The 15,391-nt window shown below is 73.0% G+C and carries 12 protein-coding genes; 7 read left to right on the top strand and 5 right to left on the bottom strand.

Going from position 1 to position 15,391, the window contains the following annotated elements; translation table 11 throughout:
• Positions 1–202: 202 nt before the first annotated feature.
• The 3 genes from trpD to ACIO5E_RS06310 all read right to left on the bottom strand — a co-directional run bounded on the left by trpD (position 203) and on the right by ACIO5E_RS06310 (position 3,425).
• Complete coding sequence (gene trpD, locus ACIO5E_RS06320; protein WP_400664335.1) at positions 203–1,264, bottom strand: anthranilate phosphoribosyltransferase; 1,062 nt, start codon at positions 1,262–1,264, stop codon at positions 203–205.
• An 89-nt stretch (positions 1,265–1,353) separates the two neighbouring features.
• On the bottom strand, positions 1,354–1,929 hold the full coding sequence (locus ACIO5E_RS06315; RefSeq protein ID WP_400664333.1) for an anthranilate synthase component II: 576 nt from the start codon (positions 1,927–1,929) through the stop codon (positions 1,354–1,356).
• Complete coding sequence (locus tag ACIO5E_RS06310) at positions 1,926–3,425, bottom strand: anthranilate synthase component I family protein (protein ID WP_400664332.1); 1,500 nt, start codon at positions 3,423–3,425, stop codon at positions 1,926–1,928. The genes ACIO5E_RS06315 and ACIO5E_RS06310 overlap by 4 nt, the downstream gene beginning before the upstream one ends.
• A 195-nt stretch (positions 3,426–3,620) precedes the next feature.
• Between ACIO5E_RS06310 and ACIO5E_RS06305 the strand changes: the two genes are divergently transcribed.
• Both ACIO5E_RS06305 and ACIO5E_RS06300 read left to right on the top strand, forming a co-directional pair.
• Positions 3,621–4,964 (top strand): class II 3-deoxy-7-phosphoheptulonate synthase, encoded by a 1,344-nt coding sequence (locus ACIO5E_RS06305; protein ID WP_400664462.1) that lies wholly within the window; start codon positions 3,621–3,623, stop codon positions 4,962–4,964.
• 296 nt (positions 4,965–5,260) lie between these two features.
• Positions 5,261–8,254, top strand: a complete 2,994-nt coding sequence (locus ACIO5E_RS06300; RefSeq protein WP_400664330.1) for an AfsR/SARP family transcriptional regulator — start codon at positions 5,261–5,263, stop codon at positions 8,252–8,254.
• A gap of 36 nt (positions 8,255–8,290) precedes the next feature.
• Here ACIO5E_RS06300 and ACIO5E_RS06295 read toward each other — a convergent pair whose 3' ends face one another.
• Positions 8,291–8,629 (bottom strand): hydroxyisourate hydrolase, encoded by a 339-nt coding sequence (locus ACIO5E_RS06295; RefSeq protein ID WP_280684658.1) that lies wholly within the window; start codon positions 8,627–8,629, stop codon positions 8,291–8,293.
• Between the two features lie 300 nt (positions 8,630–8,929).
• Here ACIO5E_RS06295 and ACIO5E_RS06290 point away from each other — a divergent pair, with 300 nt between their 5' ends.
• The 4 genes from ACIO5E_RS06290 to ACIO5E_RS06275 all read left to right on the top strand — a co-directional run bounded on the left by ACIO5E_RS06290 (position 8,930) and on the right by ACIO5E_RS06275 (position 13,428).
• Positions 8,930–10,123, top strand: a complete 1,194-nt coding sequence (locus ACIO5E_RS06290; protein ID WP_400664327.1) for a LeuA family protein — start codon at positions 8,930–8,932, stop codon at positions 10,121–10,123.
• Positions 10,123–11,523: a 3-isopropylmalate dehydratase large subunit gene (gene leuC, locus ACIO5E_RS06285; protein ID WP_400664325.1), complete on the top strand. Its 1,401-nt coding sequence runs from the start codon at positions 10,123–10,125 to the stop codon at positions 11,521–11,523. The genes ACIO5E_RS06290 and leuC overlap by 1 nt, the downstream gene beginning before the upstream one ends.
• A gap of 85 nt (positions 11,524–11,608) precedes the next feature.
• Positions 11,609–12,247 (top strand): 3-isopropylmalate dehydratase small subunit, encoded by a 639-nt coding sequence (gene leuD, locus ACIO5E_RS06280; protein WP_400664323.1) that lies wholly within the window; start codon positions 11,609–11,611, stop codon positions 12,245–12,247.
• Between the two features lie 143 nt (positions 12,248–12,390).
• Positions 12,391–13,428: an isocitrate/isopropylmalate dehydrogenase family protein gene (locus tag ACIO5E_RS06275; RefSeq protein WP_400664321.1), complete on the top strand. Its 1,038-nt coding sequence runs from the start codon at positions 12,391–12,393 to the stop codon at positions 13,426–13,428.
• Positions 13,429–13,757: 329 nt separating this feature from the next.
• Here the strand turns inward: ACIO5E_RS06275 and ACIO5E_RS06270 are convergent, their stop codons facing one another.
• On the bottom strand, positions 13,758–14,078 hold the full coding sequence (locus ACIO5E_RS06270; RefSeq protein ID WP_400664319.1) for an AAA-associated domain-containing protein: 321 nt from the start codon (positions 14,076–14,078) through the stop codon (positions 13,758–13,760).
• Here ACIO5E_RS06270 and ACIO5E_RS06265 point away from each other — a divergent pair.
• Positions 14,077–15,381, top strand: coding sequence for a YhgE/Pip domain-containing protein (locus ACIO5E_RS06265; protein ID WP_400664317.1), 1,305 nt, complete (start codon positions 14,077–14,079; stop codon positions 15,379–15,381). The genes ACIO5E_RS06270 and ACIO5E_RS06265 overlap by 2 nt on opposite strands.
• Positions 15,382–15,391: the final 10 nt, after the last annotated feature.

The following is a 15,391-nucleotide window of genomic DNA, read 5'->3' as shown; positions in this document are numbered from 1 at the left end:
ACGCAACGGGCCGCGCGGGCCTCCCCCCGAGGAGGTCCGCGCGGCCCGGCGCCGTCATGGCCCGCCGCCGCGGTGCCACGCCGAACCGGCCCGGTACCGCCGCCCGGAGGCGGTGGTGCCGGGCCGGTCGCTCAGGTCGCCCCGCCGAACGGGCGGCCGGACAGGCCCTCGGGCCTGCCCGGCCGATCTTGCCGAACAAGCCCTAGACGGACGGCTCCGCGTGCGGCCGCCCGCTCTCGGCCCAGCGCTTCAGCAGGGCCGCCGCGGCGCCCGAGTCGACCGCCTCGGCGGCCCGGGGCAGCGCGGCCGCCAGCCGTTCGACGACCGGCAGGTCCGAGGGCGCGAGCGCCGCCAGGCCGGCCGCCGCGGAGAGCAGGACGGCGTCCCGGACGGGGCCCTGCTCGCCGTCCAGGACGGCGTGGACCACGCCCGCGTTGTGAGCCGCGTCGCCGCCGCGCAGCGCGTCCGGTGCCGCCGCCGCGATGCCCAGCTCGCGCGGGTCGAGCCGCTCCCGTACGACCCGGCCGCCGGCCGCCGACCAGATGGTCGAGGTGGTCGCGACGGACAGCTCGTCGAGGCCGTCGTCGCCCCGGAAGACCAGCGCGTCCACGCCCTCGCGGGCGAACACGGCGGCGATCAGCGGGCCGAGCCGGGGGTCGGCGACGCCGACCGCCATGGCCGCGGGCGACGCCGGGTTGGTCATCGGGCCCAGCGCGTTGAACACCGTCGGCACGCCCAACTCCTTGCGGGCGACGGCCGCGTGGCGAAACGCCGGGTGGAACGCCGGGGCGAAGCAGAAGCCGATCCCGACCTCGCGCACCGACCGGGCCACCTCCTCGGCGGAGAGCTCCAGCGCGATGCCGAGCCGCTCCAGCACGTCGGCCGAGCCGGAGGCGGAGGAGGCCGAGCGGTTCCCGTGCTTCACCACCCGGGCCCCGGCGGCGGCCGCCACGATCGCCGCCATGGTGGAGACGTTGACGGTTCGCGCGCCGTCCCCGCCGGTGCCGACGATGTCCAGCGCCGGCCCGGGCACGTCGACCCGCACCGTGTGCTCGCGCGCGGCCCGGACCAGGCCGGTGACCTCCTCGGCGGTCTCGCCCTTGGCCCGCAGCGCCACCAGGAAGCCGGCCAACTGCGCCGGGGCCGCCTCGCCGCGCATCACCTCGTCCATCGCCCAGGCGGTGTCGGCGGCACTCAGATCCGTACCGGCGATCAGCGCCGCGAGCAGCTGCGGCCAGGTTCGCGTTTCACAATTCGCAGTCACGGAGCACCCATTCCGCTTGTCGATTCCGATGTGCCTGGTCATCCGGTGGACCCGGCCGTCCGGTGTGTCCGACCGTCCGATGTGCCCGGTCAGCGGTCGGCGCCGACCGCGAGGAAGTTCTCCAGCAACTGCATGCCGCCGGTGGTGGTGATGCTCTCGGGGTGGAACTGCACCGACTCGATCGGCAGGCTGCGGTGCCGCATCCCCATGACGTAGCCGTCGTCGTCGGCGGTCGCGGTCAGCTCCAGCTCCTCGGGCAGTGGCCGGCTGACGATCAGCGAGTGGTAGCGGGTCGCGGTCAGGCTGTTGCCGAGGCCCGCGAACAGGCCGCGCCCGTCGTGCGTCACCGTGCTGGTGCGCCCGTGCATCAGCCGGTCGGCGACCTGGACCCGGCCGCCGAACGCCAGGCCGATCGCCTGGTGCCCCAGGCAGACGCCGAGCAGCGGGACCTTCCCGGCGAAGTGGTGGACCAGTTCGACGTGGCCGGAGGCCGCCGGGTGTCCGGGGCCGGGGCCGAGCACGATCGCGTCCGGTGCGGACGCGGCCAGCTGCTCCGGGGTGCGGGTGTGCGAGCGGACCACCTCGGTGTCCGCGCCGAGCGCCCGCAGGTACTGGTCGATGATGTGGACGAAGCTGTCCCGCGCGTCCACCAGCAGAACCTTCACGCCGTCAACTCCTCACCCGTCAGCGCCCAGTAGGAGGCGCCCAGCTTTGCCAGCGTCTCGTTCCACTCGCCCTCGGGGGTCGAGTCGGCCACGATGCCCGCGGAACTCTGCACGGAGTACACCGCGCCGTCGTGCGCGATGGTGCGGATGCACAGGGCCAGTTCGCTCCAGCCGCCGACGTCGATCAGGCCGACGGCGCCCGCGTAGGCTCCGCGCGGCTCCCGTTCGATCTCGTGGATGATCTCCATGGCGCGCAGCTTCGGCGCGCCGGTCATGGTGCCGGCCGGGAAGGTCGCGCACAGCGACCGCCAGACGTCGGCGTCCTCCTCCAGTTCGGCGCTGACCGTCGACACCAGGTGGAAGACGTGCGAGAAGGTCTCCACGACCATCAGCTCGTCCTCGGTCAGGGTGTGCGGGCGGCAGACCCGGCTGATGTCGTTGCGCGAGAGGTCGACCAGCATGACGTGCTCGGCCTGCTCCTTGGTGCTCGCCAGCAGGGCCTTGATCCGCCGCTCGTTCTCCTCCTCGTCGTGGTCCCGGCGGGTGGTGCCGGCGATCGGGCGCATCACGATCCGGCCGTCCTCGATCCGGAACAGCAGCTCGGGGCTGGCGCCGATCAGGCTGCCGTCGCCGTTCGGGAGCAGGTACATGTGCGGGGAGGGGTTGCGCGAGCGCAGCCGCCGGTAGACCTCGACCGGCGTCAGCGCGGTGCGGACGTCGATCCGGTGGCCGACCTGGATCTGGTAGATGTCGCCGACCCCGATGTGCTCCAGGCAGCGCCGGACCCAGCCGTGGAAGGTGTCGCGGTCCACGCTGTCGTGCACCGACTGCGGGCGGACGGCCGGCGGGCACGCGGCCTGCGGCGCCTGCCCGGCCACCTCCCGGGCCGCGCCCGCGACGTCGTGGCGGCCCGCTTCGCCGAAGGCCGGGCTGTCGGCGGTCCGCAGCACCGGCGTGCCCGCGGTGTCGTAGTGCACGCTGTCGCGGAACAGCGTCAGCACCGCGTCCGGGCGGGCCGGCGGCAGAGCCCTGGCGGGCAGGTCCTCCATGTGCCAGGCCGCGTCGTAGCCGAACCGGGCCAGGAAGCCGAACTGGAAGCGGTCGCCGGGCAGGCCCGGCTCCAGGCCGAACAGGCCCTGCGCACGCCGCAGGAACTCCCAGATCCCGGCCGAATCGGGGGCCTCCAGGCGCCCGGGGGCGTCCGCGGCGGGGGACAGGCCCGCCGCCTCGGCGGTCGCCCGCAGCGCCGCGGCGATCTCCGCCGACCCGTCGATCTCCAGGTACGAGCCGTACAGCCGGATCTCGGCGAGCGGGCCGCAGCCGACCACGGCCGGCCCGCCCTGCCGGCCGGACTCGGTCAGGCTCTCCAACAGGTACACCTGCTCCGGGCCGAGCCGCTCGCTCAGCCGGGTGTACAGCTCCAGCGGGTCGTGCGCGGGCAGCGGCTCGGTGCCGAGCCGGACGGCGAACGGAGGGTGCGATGGCGCGTCTGGCATCGGAATCCTCATCGTGAAAGGCCGGCTGGGTACGGCCGGTGAACGAATGACCCCCAGTCAATCCGCTCGCCCGGGAAGGCGGTCAGACCAGTTCCGCGGTGCGGGAGCAGGCCAATTCGCGGACGCTTGACCTTCTTTCCGCGGCCGGGCTGCAATGAGCGGGCCAGCGATTTCCGTTCCCATCCGAGGGCCGTGATGAATCGAATTCCGCAGACCGGAGCACGTGCCGCCTGGCGTTCCCTCCCGGCGGCCCAGCAACCGCAGTGGCCGGACCAGGTGGCGCTGCGCGAGGTGGTCGCCGACCTGTCGGCCGCCCCGCCCCTGGTCCTCGCCGAGGAGTGCGACCGGCTGACCGAGCGGATGGCCGCCGTCGCCGCCGGCGAGGCGTTCGTCCTGCAGGGCGGCGACTGCGCCGAGACCTTCGAGGGGCTCACCGCCGACGGGGTCACCGCCAAGCTGCGGACCCTGCTGCAGATGGCGGTGGTGCTGACCTACGCGAGCGGCGTCCCGGTGGTGAAGATCGGCCGACTGGCCGGGCAGTACGCCAAGCCCCGTTCCCAGCCGGACGAGACCCGGGACGGCCTCAGCCTGCCGTCCTACCGGGGCGACGCGGTCAACGGGCCGGACTTCACCGAGCAGGCCCGCCGCCCGGACCCGGCGCGGCTGCGGCGGATGTACGAGGCCTCGGCGGTCACCCTCAACCTGGTCCGCGGCTTCGCGGCCGGCGGCAGCGCCTCCCTCTACCAGGCCCACCAGTGGAACCGGGGCTTCCTGGCGGACTCCGCCGAGGGCCGCCGCTACGAGGAACTGGCCGACGGCGTGGACCGCGCGCTGCGCTTCCTGCAGGCCTGCGGCTGCGACCCGGCCGGGCTGCTGGAGGCCGAGTTCTTCGCCAGCCACGAGGGGCTGCTGCTGGACTACGAGCAGGCCCTCACCCGCACCGACCCGCGCACCGGGGCGGAGTACGCCACCAGCGGGCACCTGCTCTGGGTGGGCGAGCGGACCAGGGGCCTGGACGACGCGCACATCGCCTACTTCGCCGGGCTCAGCAACCCGGTCGCCGTCAAGCTCGGTCCCGGGACGACCGCGGACGAGGTCCTCGGCTACGTCGACCGCCTCGACCCCGACCGCCGGCCCGGCCGGCTGACCTTCGTGGTGCGGATGGGCGCGGGCCGGGTGCGCGAGCTGCTGCCGCCGCTGGTGGAGAAGGTCACGGCGGAGGGCGCGCGGGTCGCCTGGATCTGCGATCCGATGCACGGCAACACCGTGCAGACCGAGGACGGCCGCAAGACCCGCCGCTTCGACGACATCCTGGACGAGGTCGCCGGCTTCTTCGAGGTGCACCGCGAGCTGGGCACCCACGCCGGCGGCATCCACGTCGAACTCACCGGCGACGACGTCACGGAGTGCCTCGGCGGCGGTGACCGGGTCCGCGCCGAGGACCTGCACCAGCGCTACGAGACGGCCTGCGACCCGCGGCTGAACCACCGTCAGTCCCTCGACCTCGCCTTCCGGGTGGCGGAGCTGATGAAGGCCTGAGACCGGGCCGCGGACGGCCGGGCGGCACCTGCCGATCCGGCCGTCCGGCTTTTTCCGGCCGTTCCCCCGTCGGCTACCCGGGAGTACGGGCGGCGGCAAGGGTCCGTCAGGCGGCGTGTTTTGAGGAGAACTGAAAGTCGTTGCCCCGTTGACGTGGCCGTCCTTAGAGTGCCTTGCGATCTGCGCCTGTTCCTCTGGGGGGAGTGGAAACGGTGGGGCACCGACCTGGTTCCGGTATACGCCACGACGGCGGTCAATCACCCGCGCCCCGGGTCGAGTACCGCATTCTCGGCCCGTTGGAGGCGCTCGTCGGCGGCAAACCGCTGAACCTCGGCGGGATCCGCCAGCAGACGGTGCTCGCCGCCCTGCTCCTCGACGTCAACCGGGTGGTCAGCGTCGACCGCCTGGTGCGAGCCCTCTACGAGGAGGCCCCGCCGGCCACCTCCCGGGCCCAGCTCCAGATCAGCGTCTCCGCGCTGCGCCGCCTGTTCGCCGCGCACGGCCTCTCCGACGTCATCACCACCCACCCGCAGGGCTACATGGTGAAGGCGGCGGACGACCAGCTCGACCTGTTGCAGGCCCGCGGCCTGGTCGGCCGGGCGCGGGCGCTGCGCGACCAGGGGCGCAAGGCGGAGGCCGCCGGCTTCTTCCGCCAGGCGCTCGGGCTCTGGCGCGGCGACGCCCTCGGCGGCCTGCCCAGCGAGGTGATCCGCTCCGCCGCCGGCCAGCTCACCGAGCAGTGGGCCGGCGCCACCGAGGAGTGCATCCAGCTCGAACTCGCGCTCGGCGGGCACGGTGCGCTCGTCGGCGAACTCCTCGGCCTGGTCGAGGAGTTCCCGCTGCGGGAGCGGATGCGCGGTCAGCTCATGCTGGCGCTCTACCGCTCCGGGCGCCAGGCCGAGGCCCTGCGGGTCTACCGCGACACCCGCCAGTGGATGATCGACGAGCTGGGCGTCGAACCGGACCCCCGGCTGCAGCGGCTCGAACACGCGATCCTCGCCACCGACCCCGGGCTCGACCTCCCCGACACCCGCCCGGAAGCCGCCCCCGCCGTCCCGGCGGCCGCGCCCGTCGCCGGCGTGCCCGTCACCGCTCCGGTCGCCGCCCCCGTCGTCGTCCCGGAGATGCTCCCCGCCGACCTCGCCGACTTCACCGGCCGCGAGGACCTCCTGGCCGGCCTGCGCGAACGGCTCCTGCTCTCCTCCCACGCGCAGTCCCGGCTCGCCGTCCCGATCGTCTCCGTGGTCGGCAAGGCCGGGGTCGGGAAGACCGCCGTCGCCGTCCACGCGGCCCACCAGATCGCCGCCGAGTTCCCCGGCGGGCAGCTCTTCGCCGACCTGCACGGCGGCGCCCCCGACATGGTCGGCCCGGCCCAGGTCCTGGAACGCTTCCTGCGCGCCCTCGGCGTGAACGGCACCGCCATCCCCGACGGCCTGGAGGAGCGGGCCGAGATGTACCGGGCCCTGCTCGCCGAGCGCCGGGTGCTGATCATCCTCGACAACGCCGCGACGGAGAGCCAGATCACCCCGCTGCTGCCGGGCAAGCCGACCTCGGCCGTGATCGTCACCAGCAGACGGCACATCGGCAGCCTGGCCGGAGCCGTCCGGGTGGACGTCCCCACCTTCGCCGCGGAGCAGTCGGCGGAACTGCTCGGCCGGATCGCCGGCCCCGAGCGCGTGGCGGCCGAACCGGAGGCGGCGAAGGCGCTGGCCGAACTCTGCGACCACCTGCCGCTGGCGCTGCGCATCGCGGGCGCCCGGCTCGCCGCCCGGCCGCACTGGGAGGTCACCGAGCTGGTGGAACGGCTGGAGGACGAGACCCGCCGGCTCGACGAGCTCAAGTACGCCGACGTCGGCATCCGGGCCGGCCTCTCGCTCACCTACGACAGCGTCGGCCCGGACGCGCGCCGGCTGCTGCGGCGGATCGCCCTCGTCGACGAGGGGCCGTTCTCCGCCTGGGTCGGCATGGCGCTGCTCGACCTGCCCGAGTACCAGGTCCAGGACCTGATCGACGAACTCTCCGACGCCCAGCTCCTGGACACCGTCGGCACCGCGCCCGGACGCCACACCCAGTACCGGCTGCACAACCTGATCCGGGTCTTCGCGCGCGAACGGCTCGCCGAGGAGGAGAGCGTCGAGGAGCGCGAGGCCGCGCTGGCCCGGGTGCTCGGCTGCTTCCTCCACCTGCTGATCGAGGCGCGCCAGCGCGAGTACGGCCGCGACGTGCTGATCCGCGGCCGCGGCACCGCCCTGCACCCGCTGCCCGCCCGGACGGTGGACCGGCTGCTGGCCGAGCCGCTGAGCTGGTTCGCCCGGGAGCGCCCGATGCTCGTGCCCCGGGTCAGACAGGCGGCCACGATGGGCCTCACCGCGCACTGCTGGGAACTCGCCGTCACCGCGGTGACCTTCCTGGAGACCCACGGCCGGCTGGACGACTGGCGCGACACCCACGAACTCGCCCTCGCCGCCGCCCGCAAGGGCGGCGACCGGCTCGGCCAGGCCGCCACGCTGCACTCGCTCGGCTCGCTCGCCCTGACCCGGCAGAACTTCGCCGCCGCCGAGGAGCGATTCCGCCAGGCCGCCGGGATCTTCACCGACCTCGGCGACGATCTCGGCTCCGCGCTGACCGCCCGCGGCCTCGGCTACCTCGCCCGGGTGGACGGCCGGATCGACGAGGCGACCGGCCACTACCAGGCCGCCCTGACCGTCCTGCGCGCGAGCGGCGGCTCCGTCGCCGTCGCGTACGTGCTGCACAACCTGGCCCAGCTCAAACTGGGCGAGGGCGACGAGGACGGAGCCGGAGCGCTCCTCGACGAGGCCCTGCGGCTGAGCCGGGAGGGCCGCGGCCGTCGGGTCGAGGCCCAGGTCCTGCACCGGATGGGCCAGAGCCACCTGGAGCGCGGTGGCTACGACAAGGCCCTGGAGGCCTTCTCCCGCGCCCTGGACGTGGTCCGGCTGATCGGCGACCACACCGGCGAGATCTACGCCCTGCACGGCATCGGCTCGGCCCGGCACCGGCTCGGCGAGACCGGCGAGGCCGCCCACGCCCTGCACCGCGCCCTGCTCCTCGCGGAGGGCTCCAACGAACGCCTGATCATGGGCCGGATCCTGGTCACCCTCGGCGAGCTGGCGCTCGGCACCGGGGAGGCCGACCTGGCGGTGGAGCACCTGCGGCGGGCCCGACTGGTGTTCCGCCTCATGCGGACCCCCGCCGAGGAGGCCCGGACGCTCGACCTGCTGCGCACCGCCCGCCTGGCCGCCGGGCCCCCGGATTCCGCCGATCCGGGTTAGCGGGCGTCCTGAGCGGGCGCGCTGTTCAGGGTGCGTCTAGTCCGCGATGAAGGCCACCGCGTAGTGGTTCAGCGACAGGGTGAGGCTCACCCGGTGTCCCGACTCGCCGTCGGCGACCCGGAAGGTGGCCGCCACCTCGGGGTGCACGGTGCACAGGCCGAGCCCGCTGAAGTACCGGTCGACGTCGAACACCAGCCGGTAGAGGCCGCGCCCGCCGTCCGTACCGCCCCACTCCTCGATCCGGCCGCTCGCGTCCGTTCTCCGCTCGACCACGGGCACCCACTCGTTGTCGACCAGCGACTCCAGTCTCGCGTCGAGACCGGCGGCGGTGCGCCCGTGGACGCTGTCCAGCGCTTCGACGATGACCCTCGCCATCACCTCACCCGCCCCGGGCGCGGTAACCGGGACGGCGGGCGTCCCTCGGCCGCGATATCTCCCACGGAAATCACTCCTTACTTCAGTACACGATGCATCGGGAAAAGGGCGCATCAAGCCTATTGTTGGGGGTGTCGCTATCGGGCCGCCATCGAATGCTTATTTGTTCGAAAAGTCTTGACGGGCAGTGATTCCTGCCCAGTAAAGTCACCGCTGCCAGCCACAATCATCCGCTGCCGCTCACCGCGACCTCCCGTCCGGTTGCCGTCCGGCGGCGTTCCCGAAAGAGGCGGAAAGTCCATGTCTTCGAAATCCGTCCCCACCGCACGGCGGCTCCGCGTATTCGACTCGACGCTGCGCGACGGCGAACAGGCCCCCGGCAACGCGATGAACCCCGACCAGAAGCTGGAGCTGGCCCTCGCCATCGAGGCCACCGGCGTCGACACCATCGAGGCCGGCTTCCCGAGCTCCTCACCACGCGACTTCGAGGCCACCAGACTGATCTCGGGGGCGCTCACCACCGCCAAGGTGGCGACGCTCAACCGGGCGGTCCGCTCCGACATCGAGCTGGCCGCCGAGGCCGGCGGCGTCGAGCGCCACCAGGTCCAGATCATGGCCACCGGCAGCGACGTCCACCTGGAGCACAAGCGCGGCCTCACCCGGGCCGAGGGCCTGCACGAGATCATCGACAGCATCAAGTTCGCCCGTGAGCTGGGCTTCACCGACATCACGCTCGGCATCGAGGACGCCAGCCGGGGCAGCGACGACCTGCTGCGCCCGATGATCGAGGCCGGCATCGCCGAGGGCGCCCGCACGGTGGCGCTCGCCGACACCACCGGCTGCCTGATCCCGGCCGAGTTCGGCGCCCAGGTCGCGCGGGTCCGCTCCTGGATCCCGGACGACATCATCCTCTCCACCCACTGCCACCAGGACCTCGGCCTCTCCCTCGCCAACGCCCTGGCCGGCGTCGCGGCGGGCGCCGACGAGGTGCAGGCCACCATCGCCGGCATCGGCGAGCGCGCGGGCAACACCCCGCTGGAGGAGCTGGCCGCGGTGCTGCTCTACAAGGGCGAGCAGCTGGGCCTGACCAGCCGGCTGCGCACCGAGAAGTTCTACGAGGCCTACCAGCTGATGGCCCGGATCATCGGAATGTCGACACCGCGCAACAAGGCCATTTTCGGCGAGAACGCCTTCGCCACCCAGGCCGGAATCCACCAGGCCGGAATGCTGCGCAATCCGGTCACCTACGAATACGTCGAACCGCACAGCTTCGGCCGGGAGCGGGGAATTCTCATCGGCCGGCACTCCGGGCGCAGCGTGGTCCGCAACCTGTTCGACCAGATGGGCCTCGACGCCGAGCGGGACCTGCTCGACGAGATCTACGACACCTACATAGCCGGCCGTGCCGACGGTACCTGCATCGAACTGGGCGAGCTGCGCGAGATCATCGCCGAGCGCCTGAGCCGCACCACCGAGATGGCGGTGGCCGGCTGATGAGCACCACCGAGCGCAACCTGATCGAGAAGGTCTGGGAGAGCCACGTCGTCGACCAGGCACCGGGCGAGCCCGACCTGCTCTACATCGACCTGCACCTGATCCACGAGGCGAGTTCCCCGCAGGCCTTCGACGGCCTCCAGCTGGCCGGCCGCCGGGTCCGCCGGCCCGACCTCGCCCTCGCCCTCGAAGACCACAACGTGCCCACCAACACGCTGCTGGTCAAGGACGCGATGGGCAGCGCGCAACTGGAGCGGCTGCGCGAGAACTGCGCGGACCAGGGCATCGAGCTGTTCTCGCTCGGCGACGACCGGCAGGGCATCGTGCACGTCGTGGCGCCCGAACTGGGCTTCGTCCGCCCCGGCATGACGGTGGTGTGCGGCGACAGCCACACCTCGACGCACGGCGCCTTCGGGGCGCTCGCCTTCGGCGTCGGCACCAGCGACGTCGAGCACGTGCTCGCCACCCAGACGCTGGCGCTCCAGCGCCCCCGGACGATGTCCGTCGAGTTCGTCGGCGAGCCGCCGGCCGACGTCACCCCGAAGGACCTGATCCTCGCGCTCATCGCGCACATCGGCGCCAACGGCGCCAACGGGTACGCGATCGAGTACCGCGGCAAGGCCGTCGAGAACCTCTCCATGGAGGGGCGGATGACGGTGTGCAACATGAGCATCGAGGCGGGCGCCCGGGCCGGCCTGATCGCCCCCGACGACACCACGCTGGCGTACCTGCGCGAGCGCTGGGACCCGGCCGCCGAGGCCGACTGGGACGAGGCGGTCGACTACTGGCGTTCGCTGCGCACCGACGAGGGCGCCGCCTTCGACCGGGTGGTCGAGCTGGACGTCACCGGGCTCAAGCCCTTCGTCACCTGGGGCACCAACCCGGGCCAGGCCGTCCCGCTGGACGGCGCGGTGCCGGCGCCCGAGACCTTCGAGACCCCCGCCGAGCAGCAGGCCGCACGCCGCGCCCTGGAGTACATGGGCCTCGAACCGGACGTCGCGCTGCGCGACGTGGAGATCAACACGGTCTTCCTCGGCTCCTGCACCAACGGCCGGATCGAGGACCTGCGCGCCGCGGCCGACGTGCTGCGCGGCCGCAAGGTGGCCGACACGATCACCATGCTCGTCGTCCCCGGGTCGATGGCCGTCCGGGCCCAGGCCGAGGAGGAGGGCCTGGACCGGGTCTTCCTCGACGCCGGTGCGCAGTGGCGGCTCTCCGGCTGCTCGATGTGCATGGGCATCAACGCCGACCGCCTCCAGGGCATCCAGCGGGTCGCGTCCACCTCCAACCGCAACTACGAGGGCCGGCAGGGCACCCACGCCCGCACCCACCTGGTGTCGCCGGTCGTCGCCGCGGCCACCGCCGTGGTCGGCCGCCTGGCCGCGCCGACCGAGCTGTGACCGCGCCCACCGGGCGCACCCGCCCGGCCCGACCGACCGACCAGAGCGACCGGAACGACCGGACCGACCACCAGGGGGAAGAGGCATGAGGGAGCCGCTCGCGACGCACACCGGACAGGCCGTGGCACTGTCCCGGGACGACGTCGACACCGACCAGATCATCCCGGCCGAGTTCTGCAAGCGGCTGACCAAGTCCGGCTACGCCGACACCCTGTTCGGGCACTGGCGCAAGGAGCCCGGGTTCGTCCTGAACCAGCCGGAGCACCAGGACGCGAGCGTCCTGGTGGCGGGCCACAACTTCGGCACCGGCAGCTCCCGCGAGCACGCCGTGTGGGCCCTGCGCGACTGGGGCTTCCGGGCCGTCATCGCCACCAGCTTCGGCGACATCTTCCTGCGCAACGCGCTGAAGAACGGCCTGCTGGCCGTCGCCCTGCCGGTACCCGTCGTCGCCGGGCTCGCCGAACGCGCCCAGGCCGACCCGAAGTTCGAGATCACCGTGGACCTGGAGCAGCTGACCGTCACCACCGACGGCGGGACCTGGGAGTTCGAGGCGGACCACCGCGCGCGCTGGCTGCTGCTCAACGGCCTCGACGACATCGACGTCACCCTGCGCAAGGCCGACGCGATCGCCGACTTCGAGCAGCGGCGCCCGGCCTGGATGACCAGCATCACCCGCGGCGCCTTCTCCTCCCCGGACGCGGCCAAGCAGCGCCGGGCCTCCTGACGTCGGCGCGCTCGGCGTCGAACCGAGCGCCGAACCGAGCTCCCCCGAGCGCCGGGCCGAGGCGGCGACCCTGCCCGACCCCCGGCCGGCCCGGCCGGCCCGACCCACAACCGGCCGGCCCCACCCCAGAAACGGTGAGACCCATGACCAAGACAGTGACCGTCATCCCCGGTGACGGCATCGGCCCCGAGGTGACCCAGGAGGCCCTGCAGACCATCGAATCGCTGGGCCTGGACCTCACGCTCGACGTGCTCGACCACGTCAACGCCGACACCTACCTGCGGACCGGGGTATCCCTGTCCGACGAGGACTTCGAGCGGATCAAGGCGAGCGATTCGGTGCTCTTCGGCGCCATCGGCGACCCCCGGGTGAAGACCTCGGACTACGGCCGCGGCGTCCTGCTGCGCCTGCGCTTCGACCTCGACCTCTTCGTCAACCACCGCCCCGCCACGCTGCTGCAGGAGCGGCTGAGCCCGCTGCGCGACGAGCGGACCCGCGGCATCGACGCCGTGATCGTCCGCGAGAACACCGAGGGCCTCTACACCGACATCGGCGGTGTGCTGCGCGGCAACACCGTGCACGAGATGGCCATCGACGCGGACGTCAGCACCTACATGGGCGTCTCACGGGTGATGGAGTACGCGTACTCGATCGCCGAGCGCGGCGTCTGCATGGTCGACAAGTCTAACGCCGTCCGGCACGGCGGGCAGGTGTGGCAGCGGGTCTTCCAGGAGAACGCCGCGAAGCACCCCGGCATCAGCTCCACCCACCTCTACGTCGACGCCGCCGCGATGAAGCTGATCTCCGACCCGTCGCAGTTCGACGTCATCGTCACCAACAACTCCTACGGCGACATCCTCAGCGACCTGGCGGCGATGCTGGCCGGCGGCCTGGGCAACGCGGCCTCCGCCAACATCAACCCGGTCACCGGGTTCGGCCTCTACGAGCCGGTGCACGGCAGCGCGCCCGACATCGCCGGCCAGGGCATCGGCAACCCCTTCGGCGCCATCCTCAGCTCCGCGCTCATGCTGGAGCGCCTGGGCTGGCCCGCCGAGGCGAAGGCGGTCCAGCTGGCCGTCGGTACGGCCGTCGGCGACGGTGCGTGCACCCCGGACCTCGGCGGCACCCTCAGCACCCGGCAGGCCGGCGCCGCGGTCCGGGCCGCCCTTTCCGCGGGCTGACGACCACCAGCCCCCACCCCCACTGCCGCCGTGGTCGCCTCACCGACCACGGCGGTCGGCGTTCAGCCCCAGGGGTTGTGCTCGTACGATCCGTTGACGGTGGTACGGAACGCGGTGTGCTCGGTCATCTCGTACGGACTCCAACTCCTGGACGGCGGCCGGTCGGCAGCGGCTGAAAGGTTGGCTGAAGCCTGGCACCCCCGGCCATCGGCCCGCTATCGGCGCCCGCGCCCGGCCGGATAGCACCGGGTTCGAGGGCGGAGCGGCCGTTCGCCCGCGCCGTCCGCACCGCCCGCCGCCGCCCGGCCACCGGCCGGGCCTGACGGACTTCAGGCCGACTCCTCGTCGAGCCGGTACTCACGGAGGGCGGCGTCGTAGCCGAACAGCCCGGCGTGGCGGCCCCGGTCGGTGGCGGTCTCCAGCTGCCGGTCGACCTGTTCGCCGGTGTAGTGGTGGGCGAGCAGGTCGCGGAAGAAGCCGGCGCGCACGGCGGTGCCGGGCCGGCCTCCGGTGCCCGGCTCCCGGCGCCCCGGGCGGGGGCGCGGCGCGGCGGATCGGGTGACGCGGGTTTGGCCGTCCGGCTGCCACGGAACGACTTCCCACCGCATCGGCAGCAGCACCAGGTTGCGCTCGAATCCGAGGGGTGGCATGGCCTCCGCAGGCTCCCAGGGCGGTCCCCGGCAGGCGCGGGCCCTCGTGCTCGCCCGTCGCGCGAAACTGTGGCTCGTTCCCAGCATCCTGTGCGGCCTGGTGGCCGTGGTGCTCTCGCTGCTCTACATGGGTGGCATCCTGAACCCGACCGGGCATCTGCACCGGCTCCCGATCGCCCTGGTGAACGAGGATCAGGGCCCGCCCCCGTCGGGTCGGTCGGAGAACCTGGGCACGCGGCTGAGCCGGGAGGTCGTCGCCCAGACGCCCGGTGGCACCGTCGACTGGCGGCAGGTCGGCCAGACCGAGGCCATGGACCAGGTCTCCTCCGGGAAGGTCTACGGAGCGCTGCTCATCCCGCCGGGGTTCACCGCCGACGTGGCGGCGCTGACCACCGGCCGGGCGACCGAACGACCTACCCTGACGGTGCTGACCAACCCCGGCCTCGGCAGCCTCGGCTCCTCGCTGGCCTCCCAGATCACCCAGTCCGCCGCCCACCAGGCCTCCCTGACGATCGGCAAGGAGCTGACCGCGGCCACGCCGCCGGCGAGCCGCCCGGGCACCGGAACGGGCGCCACCGCCACCGCACGGCTGCTGCTGGCCGACCCGATCGCCGTCACCACCCGGGTCGGCCACCCGATCGGCACCCACAGCGGGCTCGGCCTGAGCGCCTTCTACTACACCCTGCTGGCCGTGCTGACCGGCTTCGTCGGCGGCAACATCATCCACAACGGCGTCGACACCGCGCTCGGCTACAGCGACAGCGAGATCGGCCCCTGGCACACCCGGCGCCCGACCGTCCCGATCACCCGCACCCAGACCCTGCTGCTGAAGATGGTCATGACGGCGGGGATCATGCTGCTCACCACCACCCTGGTGATGATCTGCTCGGTCACCGTCCTCGGCATGGACGCCCCGCACCAGGGCCTGCTCTGGGTGTTCGCCTACTGCGCCAGCCTCGCCGTCGGCCTCGGGGTGCAGGCGATCAACGCGGCACTCGGCGGGATCGGGCAGCTGGTGTCCATGTTCGTCTTCATCGCGCTGGCGCTGCCCTCCTCGGGGGCGACCATCCCGCTCCAGGCGGTGCCCGGGTTCTACCGCTTCCTCGGCCTGTTCGAGCCGATGCGCCAGCTCAGCGACGGCATCCGGGCGATCCTGTTCTTCGACGCCCGGGCGGACGCGGGTCTGGCCAGGGCCTGGACCATGATCGCGATCGCCGTGGTGCTCGCGCTGGCCTTCGGCTTCGCGATGACCCGCTACTACGACCGCAAGGGCCTGCACCGCTGGACGCCGCAGCCCGAGTGAGCGCCGGGGA

Source organism: Kitasatospora sp. NPDC087314 (assembly GCF_044744365.1).
Taxonomy (GTDB): domain Bacteria; phylum Actinomycetota; class Actinomycetes; order Streptomycetales; family Streptomycetaceae; genus Kitasatospora.
The sequence above is the reverse complement of the archived record's forward strand: the minus strand, read 5'-3'. Positions and strand labels throughout refer to the sequence as shown.